We start from the raw sequence: 14,089 nt of genomic DNA, 5'->3' as shown, positions 1-14,089 counted from the left end.
AAATAGGGTGTTGGCTTGTAGTATCCATTACAGGACCGACCCGGTCCTTTACATGCAGGTATGACAGTTGCAAGACAGTTCCAACCAGGAGGAGCACAGTGAGCGAGGCCGAGGCCGCCACGGTTGACAATGTGGCAGGCAAGTTGGGTTTCAAAGACGGAGACCTAATACAGGAGTTCGGCTACGACGAGGATGTGGATTTCGATCTGCGTGCCGACATCGAAGAGTTGACTGGCTCCGAACTGCTCACCGAGGACGACCAGGATTCCGTAGATGCTGCCATTCTCTGGTGGAGGGACGGTGACGGAGACCTGGTGGACGCGCTGGTGGATTCCCTCACCATGCTGGACGACGGCGGTGTGGTGTGGGTCCTGACACCGAAATCGGGACGGGACGGCTACGTGCCGCCGTCGGATATCCAGGAAGCAGCACCCACGGCAGGACTGCACGTAACCACGTCAGCAGGAGTCTCCGATGACTGGGCAGCAGCCCGGCTCGTAAGCAAGAGGAACAAATAACCGTATGAGTTTTCCCGCCGTCGGCAAGGCCGCCCCGGATTTTGAGCTGTCCAACCAGTTCGGGGAGCCGATCCGTCTTTCCGAACTCCGCGGCCAGTCCGTCGTAATCGTCTTTTACCCCTTCGCTTTCTCCGGGATCTGCACCGGCGAACTGTGCGCGCTTCGCGACGATCTGGCGTCCTTCAAGGATCAAAACGCCCGTTTGCTAGCCGTGTCCATTGACCATAAGTTCGCGCTGCGGGCCTTTGCCGAGCAGGAAAGTTACGAATTCGATCTGCTCGCCGACTTCTGGCCGCATGGCGGCGTGGCGAAGGCTTATGGCGTGTTCGACGAAGAATCCGGAATGGCAGGACGCGGAACGTTCATCGTGGACGCGGACGGAATCCTGCGTCACGTGATCAACAGCCCTCGTACCCAGGCGCGGGATATCCAGGAGTACCACCGCCTGCTGAAAGAGCTTTAGGCAGCTTATGGACCGGGGACGGTTTGACCAGGCGCTCAGTGCCATGGCCGGCCGTCGTCTTGCTGTCCTCACGGGTGCCGGCCTCAGCACGGATTCGGGCATCCCGGATTACCGGGGGCCGGACTCCGTGCCGCGCAGCCCCATGACCTATCAGCAATTCGTGTCGGATGAACTGTTGCGGCGCCGGTACTGGGCGCGCAACCATGTCGGATGGCGCCACATGCACCGGGCCGAGCCGAATGCCGGCCATCTCGCTCTGGCGGCCCTGGAGCATGCGGGGCTGATGACAGGCCTGATCACCCAGAACGTGGACCGTCTGCATGAAGACGCCGGCAGTATCAATGTGATTGACCTGCACGGGCGGTTCGACAAGGTCATCTGCCTGCAGTGCCGCCGGGTAATCGACCGTTCTGAACTTGCGGACCGGCTGGAAGGACTAAATCCCGGCTGGCCCGACTCCTCGGCCGACCCCGGCGACGTGGCCCCCGACGCGGACGCCGACGTCGGTGATACGGCGCACTTTGTCATGGCGGACTGCGAAGTGTGCGGCGGGATGCTGAAGCCGGACTTTGTTTATTTCGGCGAGAACGTTCCCAAGGACCGCGTCGCCGCGGCCTATGCGATGGTCGACCGGGCCGAGGCACTGCTGGTGGCGGGATCATCGCTGACGGTCATGAGCGGGCTGCGTTTTGTCCGCCATGCCGCCAAAACAGGCAAGCCGGTGGTCATCATCAACCGCGGCAGCACACGCGGTGATGACCTGGCGGCGGTGAAGCTCGAGGCAGGCGTCTCTGAGAGTCTGGAGAGCCTCGCAGCGGAGCTTCCCGCCCTGTTCGCCGATGATGCAGCTGGTGCCAGTGAGTCCAGTTGGCACATCGGGCCAGTTATCCGGTAGAGTATTTCCTTGTGATGTTGCGGCGGATAACGCACTGCGGCACTGTACAAAACATCACCATTGGGTCTTTAGCTCAGCTGGTAGAGCGCCACGTTTACACCGTGGATGTCATCGGTTCGATCCCGGTAGGACCCACCCTCGCAGGGTTCCGGCAACGGAGCCCTGCTGTATTTAACGGCAATACGTGGCCAGTTCCAGTCGCAGCGTGCAGGTGCTGCACAGGTTGCGCGGAGACCTCGCCCATGTTGCTGTGGTAGCAAAGATGAAACCGGTTTCCGATCCGAAGGTAGTTAATGCCTAGCACCAAACGTCGGCCAATCTTTGCCCTGGTGGGCAGTGCCGCCGCCATCCTCCTTGCCGCGCAGACTGTAGACGTAGCGGTCGACAGCCGGGGCGGGGACGAGGACCTGCAGGCCCAGGCCATCTCCAGGGCAAGCCAGGTAGAGAATCACCGGGTGAACGGCCAGGAAGGCGCTGGCGCGGATGCGAAGGCGCCTGAGCCAAGCCTGGATGAGCAGCAGTTTTCGGCCGCAATGGACGAGTATGCAGCCGCAACAGGGAAGACGTTCTCCGCCGCGGTGTACGACCCGGCCACGGATGAAACCTGGACCTACAACGCCCGCCAAGGCTATATGGAAGCAAGCATCGTCAAGGTGTCCATGGTCCTGACGCTGATCCGTGAAGCCACGGAGGAAGGCCGGGGACTGACTTCCGATGAGATGGACCTGGCGGCCCGCATGATCCAGTCAAGCGACAATGACGCCACTAACGAGCTCTACCGGAACATCGGCGGGGCCGAGGCGTTGCAGGAGACCTACGACCTGCTGGCCTTGACGAGCACGGAGGCGGGCCCCCTCTGGGGCGCGTCGACCACCACTGCAGCTGACCAGCTCAAGATCGTCAACGCCGTCATCTACGGAACCGACTGGCTGAATGAAGACCAGTTGGCCTATCTCCAGAAACTGATGAACCGGGTGGAATCGTCCCAGTACTGGGGAGTTCCTTCCGGCACCACCCACGCCTCAGTGGCACTGAAGAACGGCTGGCTGCAGGACGACGACGGCAAATGGGATGTCAACAGCATCGGCTACGTCAGTGAGGACAGCACGGAGTACGGGATCACCGTTCTCTCGTCGGGCCATCCGGAGATGGAAGACGGTGTCTCGCTGATCGAAGACGTTGCGGGCATCATCCATGAACTCGAACACAGCGATGCAGCCCAGGGGCGCGCCGGGTCCAACTGACCCCCGTAAAGCCGGTGGGCACCAAGAGCTGGCCGTGCAAAATAGTGCAACGGCTTAACCGCCCGGGCGCTGCCGGACTAGGCTGGAGCGTGGATACCTATCCGGGCTGCCCACGCGAGCAGGCCCGGGTCCACGCAAGCAAACAAGCACTGGAGAGTAATGAGCGCACACATCGGTGTGACAGGTCTGGCAGTCATGGGCGCCAACCTGGCACGGAATTTTGCCCGTAACGGTTACACCGTTGCCTTGCACAACCGTTCGGTGGAGAAGACCGATGCCCTGCTGGACCAGCACGGGGATGAAGGCGACTTCGTCCGCACCGAGTCACTGCAGGAGCTGGTGGACTCGCTGCAGAAGCCGCGCCGTGTGCTGATCATGGTCAAGGCTGGAAAACCCGTGGATTCTGTCATCGAGCAGCTGACTCCGCTGCTTGAAGAGGGCGACATTGTCATCGACGCCGGCAACTCGCACTATGAGGACACTCGCCGGCGCGAAGCCGCATTGGCCGAGAAGGGCCTGCACTTCGTCGGAATCGGAGTCTCCGGCGGCGAGGAAGGCGCCCTGCTCGGTCCGTCCATCATGCCGGGCGGTTCGCGCGAATCCTACGATTCCCTCGGCCCCATGCTGGAAAAGATTTCAGCAAAGTACGACGGCGATCCCTGCTGCCGCTGGATCGGCACCGACGGCGCGGGTCACTTTGTGAAGATGGTCCATAACGGCATCGAATACGCGGACATGCAGGTGATCGGCGAGGCCTTCGACCTGCTGCGGTCCGGCGCCGGCATTGAGCCTGCCGAGCAGGCAGAGATCTTCACCGAGTGGAACAAGGGCGAGCTGTCCTCGTTCCTGATCGAGATCACTGCGGAGGTACTGGCACATACGGACGCCAGGACCTCGAAGCCGTTTATCGACGTCGTTGTTGACTCCGCCGGCCAGAAGGGCACCGGGCGCTGGACGGTTGTCTCGGCACTGGAACTGGGCTCGCCGGTATCGGGTATCGCCGAGTCCGTCTTCGCCCGCGGCTTGTCCTCGCAGAGGGACCAGCGGGCCTTGGCGCAGGACGTGCTGGCCGGCCACGAAGAGCAGGTGCAGGTACCCGAAGGCTTCGTCGAGGACGTCCGCCAGGCGCTGTTCGCGTCGAAGCTGGTCAGCTACGCCCAGGGCATCGACATGCTCACCTCGGCCGCGAAGGAATACGGCTGGGAACTGAAGCTGGACGAAATCGCTTCGTTATGGCGTGCGGGCTGCATCATCCGCGCCGAGCTGCTCGATGACATCATGAAGGCCTACGCCGATGAGGACCGCCCCGAGAACCTGCTGTTCGCTCCGGCCTTCGCCGAAGCCATTGCGGCAGCGGTCCCGGCCTGGCGCCGCGTCGTGGCGACCGCCGTGCAACTGGGCATCCCCGTCCCGGTCTTCTCCAGCTCCCTGGCCTACTACGACGGCCTGCGCCGCAAGCGGCTGCCGGCTGCCCTAACGCAGGGCCTGCGCGACCTGTTCGGCGCCCACACCTACCGTCGGGTTGACGCCGAGGGCACCTTCCACACGCAGTGGAGCGGCGATAAGTCCGAGGTCGAGGCTGTGGACACGCACTAACAAGGCGAACGGTCCTGCCGGAGCGGTCTGATGGGCCGCACCGGCAGGACCACTAGCCTCGGCAGGATTACAGCAGTTCGGCGCGTAGGTCCGCTGCGGACTTGGGCGAGAGCAGTCCCGGCGGCACGTCCAGGACGGTCACGGCGCCGAACTGGCCCTGCTGGTTCAGCCGGTGCACCGCGCGGGCGTAGGCCACCAGGACGCTGGCGGTGAACTCCGGGTTGCTCTCGAGCGTGAGGCCGTATTCTATGACCTGCGCATGCTCGCCGCTGGTGTTGCCGCTGCGGATCGAGAAACCGCCGTGCGGCATTGCGCGGTGGTCCCGGGCGAGTTCCTCGGCCGTGATGAAATGCACCTCGGTATCGTACTGGTCAAAGTAATGCGGCATCGTCACGATGGCCTCCTTGACTGCCGCGGGATCCGCGCCGTCCGCCAGCACCACGAAGCACTCGCGTACATGCTTCTCCCGGGTCTCCAGCTGCGGACGGCCGCCATTGCGGACCTTGTCGATGGCCGTCTGCGAGGGAATGGTGTACTGCACGCCGCCGGCTACCCCGGGCACCCTGCGGACGGCATCGGAATGCCCCTGGCTCAGGCCACGGCCCCAAAACGTGTACGTGTCGCCGTCGGGCAGGAGAGCCTCACCGTAAACCCTGTTGATGGAGAACATGCCCGGATCCCAGCCGGCGGAAATCAACGCAGTCTTCCCGTTGGCGCGTGCCGGGCCGTCCACGGCGTCGTAATACTCCGGAATACGCGCATGGGTGTCAAAGCTGTCCACGGTGTTGAACTGTGCAGCCAGCACCGGTCCCTGCGCAGGGAGGTCTTCCTTGGAGCCACCGCACAGGATCAGCACGTCGATGTCGTCCTCGTAGGCCGCCAAGTCGGTCATGGCGTACACGGCGGTCCCGGCATACAGCGGTACCAGGTCCGCCGGTTGGCGGCGCGTGAAGATCCCGGTCAGCTGCATGTCGGCGTTCTTCTCCACCGCAGCCTCCACGCCGCGGCCCAGGTTTCCGTAACCGGCAATGCCGATGCGGATGGTTTCACCCATGGTCAGTCCTCTCGTCAGGTTCGCCCACCGAGCAGAGCTGCGGCGGGCGGCACTTTCGTGCCAAGCTCAACCGGCCCCTGCGGATGCGGGCCGGAAACGCCGAAGGCCCCGGGCTGCCGCAGGAGCAGTCCGGGGCCTTCGGAAGTCAGCAGATCAGATCCACATGGCGGGATCGATGTATTCGGCCGGGTCCACGGCGGGCGTCGTTTCCCGCTGCGGATCCCGGTGCCGGAATGTTGCGGGAATGCCGGTGATGATGGATTCCGGGGGTGCGTCCTTAACAACGACGGCGTTGGCTCCCACGGCGCTGTCCGCGCCGATAACAACTGGTCCCAGCACCTTGGCTCCGGCCCCGATGACCACGCGGTCCCCGATGGTGGGGTGTCGCTTGACCTTGGCCAGCGAACGGCCGCCGAGCGTGACGCCGTGGTAGATCATGACGTCTTCGCCGATCTCCGCCGTCTCGCCGATCACCACGCCCATGCCGTGGTCGATGAAGAACCGGCGGCCAATGGTGGCACCGGGATGGATCTCGATGCCGGTCACAAACCGCCCCAGCTGCGAGAGCAGCCGCGCAGGGAAGCGCAACGACGGATTGGCCCACATCTTATGCGTCGCCCGGTGGATCCAGATGGCGTGCAGGCCCGAATAGGCTAAAAAGTTCTCTACGGACCCACGGGCCGCCGGGTCGTGTGACCGGGCGGTCTCGAGATCTTCACGCAGTCGCGCTATGAAACCCATGGAAGCTTTCTGATCGGCAGTAACCGCTGGGCGGCCGGACAACTTAACCGCGAATGTCGTCGTACAGGATGGTGGAGATGTAACGCTCGCCGAAGTCCGGGACCACGGCCACAATCAGCTTACCCGCGTTCTCCGGGCGCTTGGCTACTTCGAGGGCGGCCCAGACGGCGGCGCCGGCGGAGATGCCGCCGAGGATGCCTTCCTTGATGCCGAGCTGGCGTGCCACGGCTACCGAAGCTTCAGTGGGGGCGTCGAGCACCTCGTCGTAGACATCCGTGTCCAGGATTTCGGGGACGAAGTTCGCGCCCAGGCCCTGGATCTTGTGCGGCCCGGGATTGCCGCCGGTAAGGATGGCGGAGTCCTCGGGCTCGACGGCAATGACCTGAACTGAGGGCTTGCGTTCCTTCAGCAGGCGGCCGGCGCCGGTGATGGTGCCGCCCGTGCCGATGCCCGCAACGAAGATGTCCACTTCGCCGTCGGTGTCTGCCCAGACCTCTTCGCCGGTGGTGGAGCGGTGGATCGCGACGTTGGCCTGGTTGGCGAACTGCTGCGCCCAGATGGAGTTTTCCGTGGTGGCCACGATTTCCTTGGCCTTCTCCACCGCGCCCCGCATTCCTTCGGAACCCGGGGTCAGCACGATCTCGGCGCCGAAGGCGCGCAGCATGACACGGCGCTCGGTAGACATGGTCTCCGGCATGGTGAGAATGACCTTGTAGCCGCGTGCAGCGCCCACCATGGCCAGCGCGATGCCGGTGTTGCCGGAGGTGCCCTCTACGATGGTTCCGCCGGGCTTGAGTGCGCCGGCCTGCTCGGCGGCATCCACGATGGCGACGCCGATCCGGTCCTTGACGCTGTTGGCCGGGTTGTAGAACTCCAGCTTCACGGCTACCTTCGCCGGCAGTCCATCGGCCAGACGGTTAAGCCGAACCAGGGGAGTGCGTCCAACAAGCTGGGTTACGTCGTCGTAAATACGTGCCATTATTGCTGATTCCTGCCTTTTCCGGCCCATGGCCGATATGGATGTACACACGCAGCGGGCAGTGCTGACACGCCCGGAGCAAAGATACGTTTAGCCTAGCCAGCGCTCACAGCGCCGGGCTAAGCCGCCAGCCACTGGGCGTAATATTTTCTGGCTTTGGCCAATTTCGGGTCAATTATGACGCGGCAATACCCCTGTTCGGGGTGCTTGGCGTAAAAATCCTGGTGGTATTCCTCGGCTGTGTGGAATGTCGGCAGCTCGGACACCTCGGTGACAATCGGGTTGTCCCACAGCGGCTGAGCCCGCTCGATCGCGGTTTGGAACGCCCGCTTCTGCTCCTGGTCCGTGTAGTACATGACCGAGCGGTACTGAGTGCCGACGTCGTACCCCTGGCGGTTCAGGGTGGTCGGATCGTGGGAGACAAAGAACATGTCCAGAATGACGTCCTCGGGCACCACCGTCTCGTCGAAGGTCACCGCCACGACTTCCGCGTGCCCCGTGGTGCCGGAGCACACCGCTTCATAGAAGGGATTCTGCGTGTGGCCGCCGGTGTAGCCGGAAACCACTTCGGTCACTCCGCGGGTCTTCTGGTACACCGCGTCCAGACACCAGAAGCAGCCGCCGCCCAAAACAAAAGTCTTCATGTTCGTTAACAATGTCAGACGGGCTGCCAAGATTCCCAATGTGTTCCACGTCACGACAAAAACGCGCACTCGAACCGGCCGATGGGGTAGAAAAGGACGTATGAACGACGACGAGCAGCCCGAGACCAAGCAGGACGCCGAAGACACGTCCAGCGAGCCTGCGCCGGACGCGGGTGGGACCCCTATTCTTGGCGACGTGCTGCTGGCCATCGAAGAGCTGTGGCCCGAATCCCTGTCCGAGCCGTGGGATGCTGTTGGCCCCGTGGTGGGCAGGCCTTCTGCGGAGGTAAAACGCATCCTCTTCGCGGTGGATCCCACGGCGGACGTTATCGCCGAAGCACTGGCCTGGGACGCGGACCTGCTGGTCACCCACCACCCGCTGCTGCTCAAGCCGGTGAACTCGGTGGCGACCTCGCACTTCAAAGGTGACGCCATCCACCGCCTGATCGAGGGCGGCTGCGCGCTGGTGACCGTGCATACCAACGGTGACAGCGCCGTGGGCGGGGTTTCCGATGTCCTGGCCGACGCCATGGGCCTGCGCGATGTCCGGCCGCTGGCCGCCGCCGAAAACGGCCTGCCCGAGGAAGGCATCGGGCGAGTCGGGGAACTGGCCGACGGGACGACGCTGGGCGAATTCGCCGCCACGGTGTTCAGCATGCTGCCGGCGGTAGCCGGGGGAGTGAAGGTGGCAGGGGACAAGGACGGGATTGTCCGCACCGTGGCGGTGTGCGGCGGCGCCGGGGACTCGCTCTTCGACGCAGTCCGGGCGGCACGGGCCGATGTATACGTCACCGCTGACCTGCGCCACCATCCGGCGTCGGAAGCTCGTGAGGGTGCGGTCGACGGGCGGCCCTACCTGATCGACGTCTCGCATTTCGGCAGCGAGTGGCTGTGGCTCACACCGGCGGCCGATGCGCTGGACAACGTGCTTACGGACCAGGGGTACAACGTTGAGGTCAGCGTCAGCGGCATCAACACCGATCCGTGGGATTTCATTCTGACGCCCGGGTCCTGATCCCGCGCCGGGGCAGCGGACGCAAAGGATAGGCTAGAAGGCACGCCGGGCCGCAGGGGCCGGGCAGGATCCGGAGGATTTTCATGGCGAAAGCACCAGCATCGGAGCAGTTGCGGCTGCTCGACCTCCAGGCACTGGACAGCAAGGTAACCCAGTTGGACCGCCGCAGCGCCACCGTGGCCAAGAACGCGGACATCGATGCCTTGTTGGAGAAGCTGGCCACTGCCGATTCGGAACTTGTCACGATCAACACCGAGGTTGGTGACACCCAGCGCGAACTCCAACGGGCCGAGACGGACGTGGAAATGGTCCAGACACGGATCGACCGGGACCAGAAGCGGCTGGACAGCGGATCCGGATCACCCAAGGATCTTTCCGCCCTGCAGAGCGAACTCGTGTCGCTGAACAAGCGGCGTTCGGATCTTGAAGACGTCGAACTCGAGGTGATGGAGCGGCTTGAAGCCGCCCGTGAACGGCAGGCTGACCATCAGAAGTCCCATGATTCCCTGCGGGAGGAACTGGCGGCTTTGGAGAAGACCCGGGACGCGGACCTGGCCGCCATCGCCTCCGAGCGTGCAGCCGTAGCCGCGGAGCGCGCCGAGTTGGCCGGCACCTTCGAGCCGGCCTTGCTGGCGCTCTATGAGAAGACCCGCGCCCAGCGGGGCGTGGGCGCAGCCAGGCTCTTCCACGGCAAGTCGGAAGGCTCCGGCATGCAGCTCAGCCCGGGCGACCTGGCCGACATCAAGAAGGCCGCCGAGGACGACATTGTCTTCTGCCCCGATTCCGGCTGCATCCTGGTCCGCTCCACAGAGTGGGCCAGCTAAACCGGCTGGAGGGCAAAACCTAACTGAATCTTCCGCCCTTGGCTACCATCCGTCGTCGGGCTCTGCGCCGCAAGGACCGGACGATCCTTCGTCCCGCCGCGACCGCCGGAACGTGCGCGCGTGCCGAAGAGTGGGGGCGCTCCACGGTAACGGTCCGGCCGCCCTCTGACGTGGCCCGGATGCGGAGCGTGGCTAGCACGTGGCTGGTGGCAATGACTCCGGCAGCGCTAAGGGAAACGGCTAATCGGTAGTCTCCGGCGGAGAGCTGCGAGGTGTCTATGCCCGCGAAGTCCTCAGTGGCGAAATAGGCATGGGTGTAGTCGCTCAATCCGTCGCCAAAGGGATCGGTGGGCACTTTGACGCGTCCGGTACCGAGGCTGAAGGAATAGGTCCTGGCGCTGTCCGAAAGCAGCAGGTAGTAGAGCCCAGAACTCCAATCAGGCATTTCCACACCCCGCACGGCAAACGGACCTTCGACGTGTAAAAGGTTTCCACGCACCCACGTCCGGTTCAGGGCGACGTCAGATTGGGTCGCCGTCGGGCTCGTAATCGCTCTCTTGTCCACCCGGCTGCCGGCGTTATCCGAGCGCAAGCGGACCAGATGCTGGCCGCAGTTCACTTCGGCCTCCAGCTGCTCGGCGGCAGTCAAAGGGACCCTGACCGGACCGTCTTCGGAGTCCATTTCCAGCTCGAGGTGGTAGAACCCTTCCGGCAGCCCGCTGACGTCGATTCCGGCATCCGCGGGGGTGCGGAACTGCCCGTACCCGTAGTCGGCGAACGCATCCTCAAAGTATTTGAAGTAGAGACTGCGGTTGCCCATTCGTTCCATTGGGTAGGCAAAAGAACCGGCAGCACCAGTAAGCACGAGTTGAACGGGCGCTGCGGCAGGGTCGCCGACGCCGTGCCCTTTGGGGAAGGCGACGCCGGCCGGAAACAGACGGCCGGGCCGAGTCCGGCAGGACACGAGATTGGCCACCACTTCTCCTGCGGCCTGTTGATCAGCGAGTGTCCTGGCAGCCAGGTCAGGAGCCAACCGCTGGCCGTTGCGGACCACGCCGAAACGCGGCGGAACGTTCTCGGCCAAAGCGTACAACGTGGACAGGATCAGCGGCAGGTTGTACCGAGTGACGTCCGAATGCTCGTTCACCAGATCGGAATGGGTTTCGACGTAGTTGAAATTCGCGTACTCGGAGAACAGTGGAAGGCCCGGAACAATCTGTTCGGCATGGAACTGGTCTTCGGGCGAACTGAAGAGATAGATGTTTCTATCCTTGCCGGCATCCGCCGCGATCGCCTCCGGGAGGAGTCCGTCGAGAACCTGCTGCTCCCGGGTAGAACCCTCCACAGTCATATGATCAAAAATGACGGGCCGATGCCGTCGGGCATGGGAGCCGATAAATAGCTGCGGAGCACTGGCGACAATATTCTTGAAACCGTACTTGATGCCCAGATAGAGAGCCGCGAAGCCACCTTTGGAAAAGCCCGCCAGCGTGCACTGGTCCTTCGTCAGTCCCAGCCGATCCAGCTCCGCCTCGATGAGTTTGACGACGGCATCTTCGATGGAGAAGTCCATGCCGTGGCAGAGGTAGTAGGCGAACTGGCCGTGGAATTTGTCTTTGATCCATAGCCAGTGCGACTGGCTGTTGCGGGAAGCACGGCCATCGAACTCGTACGAGTCAATGGGACGAATTCCCGCAAACATCACGATCAAATGCCTGCGGTCCAGCTTCGCCTTGCGCCGCTTGTACAGAACGGTACTTTTGCCGTGCCTGAATTCCAGTTCTTGAACGGTCAACCTGCTACCCCGCCGATTCCGGCAGGATGATGTTCAGCGCGTGCGGCTTGCGCGCGGCTCCTGCCACCAGCTCCGCCTGCCATTTCTCCTGCGCGGCCTTGAGCAGGTTGGCCGGGGTTTCCGGCGCCTTGCCCCGGCGGGTGAGCAAATGGCGGGCGAGCTCGCCCCGGGTGTGCTTGGCAAAGTGGGAGACGACGGTCCGCTTGCCGTTGCGCTCCTGGAAAACGTTGACCACTACCGTCCTGTCCGCGGCCGGCGACCACGCCGCGGCATAGCTGCTGGAGCGGCAGTCCACCAGCAGATGCCCGTCCGCATGAGCGTCCAGCGCCGCGGGCAACTGCTTCTTCCAGTAGCTGGCGAGCTTCCCTGTTTCGGGCAGGCCCACCGACATGGAGAGCCGGTACGCGGGAATGAAGTCGGGGAAGGCGATGGCTCCCCACAAGGCAGAGACAATGACGACGGCGGCGTCGGCCTTGCGCTTCTGCGCCGGGGTCATGGTGCGGTAGCCCAGAGCGTCGTAAAGGACGCCTGAATAGACGGCATGAGCGGCGGCCGACGGCTCGTTGTGCAGCCGCGTGTTGCGTTCCACTTCGGCGGCCAGCGAGGCACCGACGCCGAGACTGACCAGCGCATCCGGTTGCGAACTGACGTGGGCCAGGGCGTCCAGGACTTCTACGCGGGCTGGATTCAGCTCCGGAAAATGCAGTTCCGAGAGCTCGAACGGATGGCCGTTGGCGGCGGCGGTTTTACCTTCGGAGGGAGGAAGCAGAATCAGCACCCTACGAGCTTACAGATTCCGACGGAGGTCGCCCGCGCGTGGTGCCGCGGCCTGTATCCTTGGAACTGGATGGGTTGGCTGGGCGATCGCGTTGGCGGGTGCAAACCTGCTGCCGAGGAAAGTCCGGGCTCCGCAGAGCAGAGTGGTGGGTAACGCCCACTCGGGGTAACCCGCAGGCCAGTGCCACAGAAAACAAACCGCCAGGACCGCCCATGGGCGGGATCTGGTAAGGGTGAAAAGGTGGTGTAAGAGACCACCAGTGTCCCGGGTGACCGGGAGAGCTAGGTAAACCCCACTCGGAGCAAGGCCATACAGGGTACGTTCGAGGGCTGCTCGCCCGAGTGCCCGGGTAGGCCGCTTGAGGGCATCGGCAACGGTGCCCCTAGATGGATGATTGCCACCCGGCGGCGGGCAACTGCCGCCGGCGACAGAACCCGGCTTAAAGGCCAACCCATCCCACTCGTCGAACGTAACTCCGATGGCAAGAGTTCTTCCCCTAATCGATGCTGCCGGCTAAATGCCACGGATCGTCTGTGAACATGCCGTCTACGCCTGCGTCGAGTAATTCTTTAGCTGTCTCAACCTTGTTCACGGTATAGGGCCAGACGATCAGATCACTCTCCGTCAGCCCGCTGAGTTGCTCGGCAGGAATTCCAGCAGGGGGACCAACATGACTTATGCCATGTTGGATAATTTCATTTGAGTCAGGTATCGCGTTTTCGGAGAGCAAATACAACACCCTTAATCCTGCATCCGCCATCTGCTGGCAAACCTGGTAGTCGAAGGATTGGGCGATGACGGAGTCTTGCAAATCTTTACTTAATACCGATTCAACGAACCGATCCGTATCGGCGCCTGCCTTGAGCTCGGGAACAAGCAGGTGCTTACCTCCGAACTTAACCAACACTTCGTTCCAAGTCGTCGGCGTTCCGGATTTTCCCCCTGACGGGTGCTCGATACGTGCTCCCGCCCACTGGCCCGGTGTTATTTTTTCAATCGGGCCAGATAGCCCGATTAACGTGCGGTCTACTGTCGGGTCATGCTGCGGCACTAATGTTCCATCAGCGAGTTGCCTCAAATCCATTTCCAGTGGGAATTCAGAGTTGGCGACAGCTTCAAATGCTTCTAGGGAGGATTCAGGGTAGACAAGGGCTCCTCCTCGATGGGCTATAAATGTCGGTTCGGCTTCGCCTGTGATCCCGCAGCCTGTCAGAGCCAGGAGCATGGCTGCCGCAGACGCTATCCCTGTGATGCTTCCCCGTATCAATCTGTCTCCCCATCGTCGAATGAGCCGTATTCTATGCAAGAAACGTTGCAGTCAGAGAAGCGTGCGAGTGAGCTACCGCCGAGTTGGAACGAAGGCTGTGAGTGACTTCACACGTATCTGGAACCAGCGCCCCTCCGGAGTCTCTAGAATAGATAGATATGGGCATAGTCCTCAACACAGCTGCCGGCGACGGCGGACGTGTGCTCTGCACGAAGTAGACGGATCTTCGTTGCAGGCGTCGCCGTGGATTGCGCGGCGAGTTCCAACCGGTCTCGA

General features: G+C 62.9%; 14 protein-coding genes, 1 tRNA gene and 1 other RNA gene. 9 read left to right on the top strand and 7 right to left on the bottom strand.

The genetic code is table 11. The features are described 5' to 3' along the window. Positions 1-98 precede the first annotated feature (98 nt). The 6 genes from AC3A4M_RS11995 to gnd all read left to right on the top strand — a co-directional run bounded on the left by AC3A4M_RS11995 (position 99) and on the right by gnd (position 4,716). Positions 99-518 carry a DUF3052 domain-containing protein gene (locus tag AC3A4M_RS11995; protein WP_074702068.1) on the top strand — a complete coding sequence of 140 codons (420 nt, stop codon included), beginning with the start codon at positions 99-101 and terminating at the stop codon, positions 516-518. A 4-nt stretch (positions 519-522) separates the two neighbouring features. Beyond that, positions 523-981: a peroxiredoxin gene (locus tag AC3A4M_RS11990; protein ID WP_498735937.1), complete on the top strand. Its 459-nt coding sequence runs from the start codon at positions 523-525 to the stop codon at positions 979-981. Positions 982-988: 7 nt separating this feature from the next. Then, a complete protein-coding gene (locus AC3A4M_RS11985) occupies positions 989-1,876 on the top strand; it encodes an NAD-dependent protein deacetylase (RefSeq protein ID WP_498735936.1) in 888 nt (295 codons plus the stop codon). 62 nt (positions 1,877-1,938) lie between these two features. Then, positions 1,939-2,011 (top strand) — tRNA-Val (locus AC3A4M_RS11980). Between the two features lie 158 nt (positions 2,012-2,169). Further along, the gene (locus AC3A4M_RS11975) at positions 2,170-3,120 is read left to right on the top strand and encodes a serine hydrolase (protein WP_498735934.1); all 951 of its coding nucleotides are present in this window, start codon (positions 2,170-2,172) and stop codon (positions 3,118-3,120) included. A 159-nt stretch (positions 3,121-3,279) separates the two neighbouring features. Further along, positions 3,280-4,716, top strand: a complete 1,437-nt coding sequence (gene gnd / locus AC3A4M_RS11970; RefSeq protein WP_498731609.1) for an NADP-dependent phosphogluconate dehydrogenase — start codon at positions 3,280-3,282, stop codon at positions 4,714-4,716. Between the two features lie 67 nt (positions 4,717-4,783). Here gnd and AC3A4M_RS11965 read toward each other — a convergent pair whose 3' ends face one another. The 4 genes from AC3A4M_RS11965 to msrA all read right to left on the bottom strand — a co-directional run bounded on the left by AC3A4M_RS11965 (position 4,784) and on the right by msrA (position 8,134). Then, positions 4,784-5,770 carry a diaminopimelate dehydrogenase gene (locus tag AC3A4M_RS11965; RefSeq protein ID WP_498735933.1) on the bottom strand — a complete coding sequence of 329 codons (987 nt, stop codon included), beginning with the start codon at positions 5,768-5,770 and terminating at the stop codon, positions 4,784-4,786. Between the two features lie 153 nt (positions 5,771-5,923). Then, a complete protein-coding gene (gene epsC, locus AC3A4M_RS11960; protein WP_074702081.1) occupies positions 5,924-6,511 on the bottom strand; it encodes a serine O-acetyltransferase EpsC in 588 nt (195 codons plus the stop codon). Between the two features lie 43 nt (positions 6,512-6,554). Next, entirely contained in the window at positions 6,555-7,490 is a 936-nt protein-coding gene (gene cysK / locus AC3A4M_RS11955; RefSeq protein WP_498735932.1) for a cysteine synthase A, read from the bottom strand. A 119-nt stretch (positions 7,491-7,609) separates the two neighbouring features. Beyond that, positions 7,610-8,134, bottom strand: a complete 525-nt coding sequence (gene msrA / locus AC3A4M_RS11950) for a peptide-methionine (S)-S-oxide reductase MsrA (RefSeq protein WP_498735931.1) — start codon at positions 8,132-8,134, stop codon at positions 7,610-7,612. Between the two features lie 100 nt (positions 8,135-8,234). On the opposite strand from msrA, the gene AC3A4M_RS11945 reads away from it, so the two are divergent. Together AC3A4M_RS11945 and AC3A4M_RS11940 are read left to right on the top strand one after the other, a co-directional pair. Next, positions 8,235-9,149 carry a Nif3-like dinuclear metal center hexameric protein gene (locus AC3A4M_RS11945; RefSeq protein WP_498735930.1) on the top strand — a complete coding sequence of 305 codons (915 nt, stop codon included), beginning with the start codon at positions 8,235-8,237 and terminating at the stop codon, positions 9,147-9,149. An 83-nt stretch (positions 9,150-9,232) separates the two neighbouring features. After that, positions 9,233-9,973 carry a zinc ribbon domain-containing protein gene (locus AC3A4M_RS11940; RefSeq protein ID WP_498735929.1) on the top strand — a complete coding sequence of 247 codons (741 nt, stop codon included), beginning with the start codon at positions 9,233-9,235 and terminating at the stop codon, positions 9,971-9,973. A gap of 19 nt (positions 9,974-9,992) precedes the next feature. Here the strand turns inward: AC3A4M_RS11940 and AC3A4M_RS11935 are convergent, their stop codons facing one another. Together AC3A4M_RS11935 and AC3A4M_RS11930 are read right to left on the bottom strand one after the other, a co-directional pair. Continuing rightward, positions 9,993-11,768 carry an accessory Sec system protein Asp2 gene (locus tag AC3A4M_RS11935; RefSeq protein WP_498735928.1) on the bottom strand — a complete coding sequence of 592 codons (1,776 nt, stop codon included), beginning with the start codon at positions 11,766-11,768 and terminating at the stop codon, positions 9,993-9,995. A gap of 4 nt (positions 11,769-11,772) precedes the next feature. After that, positions 11,773-12,546 (bottom strand): YaaA family protein, encoded by a 774-nt coding sequence (locus tag AC3A4M_RS11930; protein WP_498735927.1) that lies wholly within the window; start codon positions 12,544-12,546, stop codon positions 11,773-11,775. A gap of 70 nt (positions 12,547-12,616) precedes the next feature. On the opposite strand from AC3A4M_RS11930, the gene rnpB reads away from it, so the two are divergent. Next, positions 12,617-13,004, top strand: an RNA gene (gene rnpB, locus AC3A4M_RS11925) — RNase P RNA component class A. A 38-nt stretch (positions 13,005-13,042) separates the two neighbouring features. Here rnpB and AC3A4M_RS11920 read toward each other — a convergent pair. Further along, positions 13,043-13,771 (bottom strand): glycerophosphodiester phosphodiesterase, encoded by a 729-nt coding sequence (locus AC3A4M_RS11920; protein ID WP_498735926.1) that lies wholly within the window; start codon positions 13,769-13,771, stop codon positions 13,043-13,045. Positions 13,772-14,089 lie beyond the last annotated feature (318 nt).

It is taken from the genome of Arthrobacter sp. Soil_C_60 (genome assembly GCF_057656375.1).
This window is presented reverse-complemented; position numbering and strand designations above follow the sequence as displayed.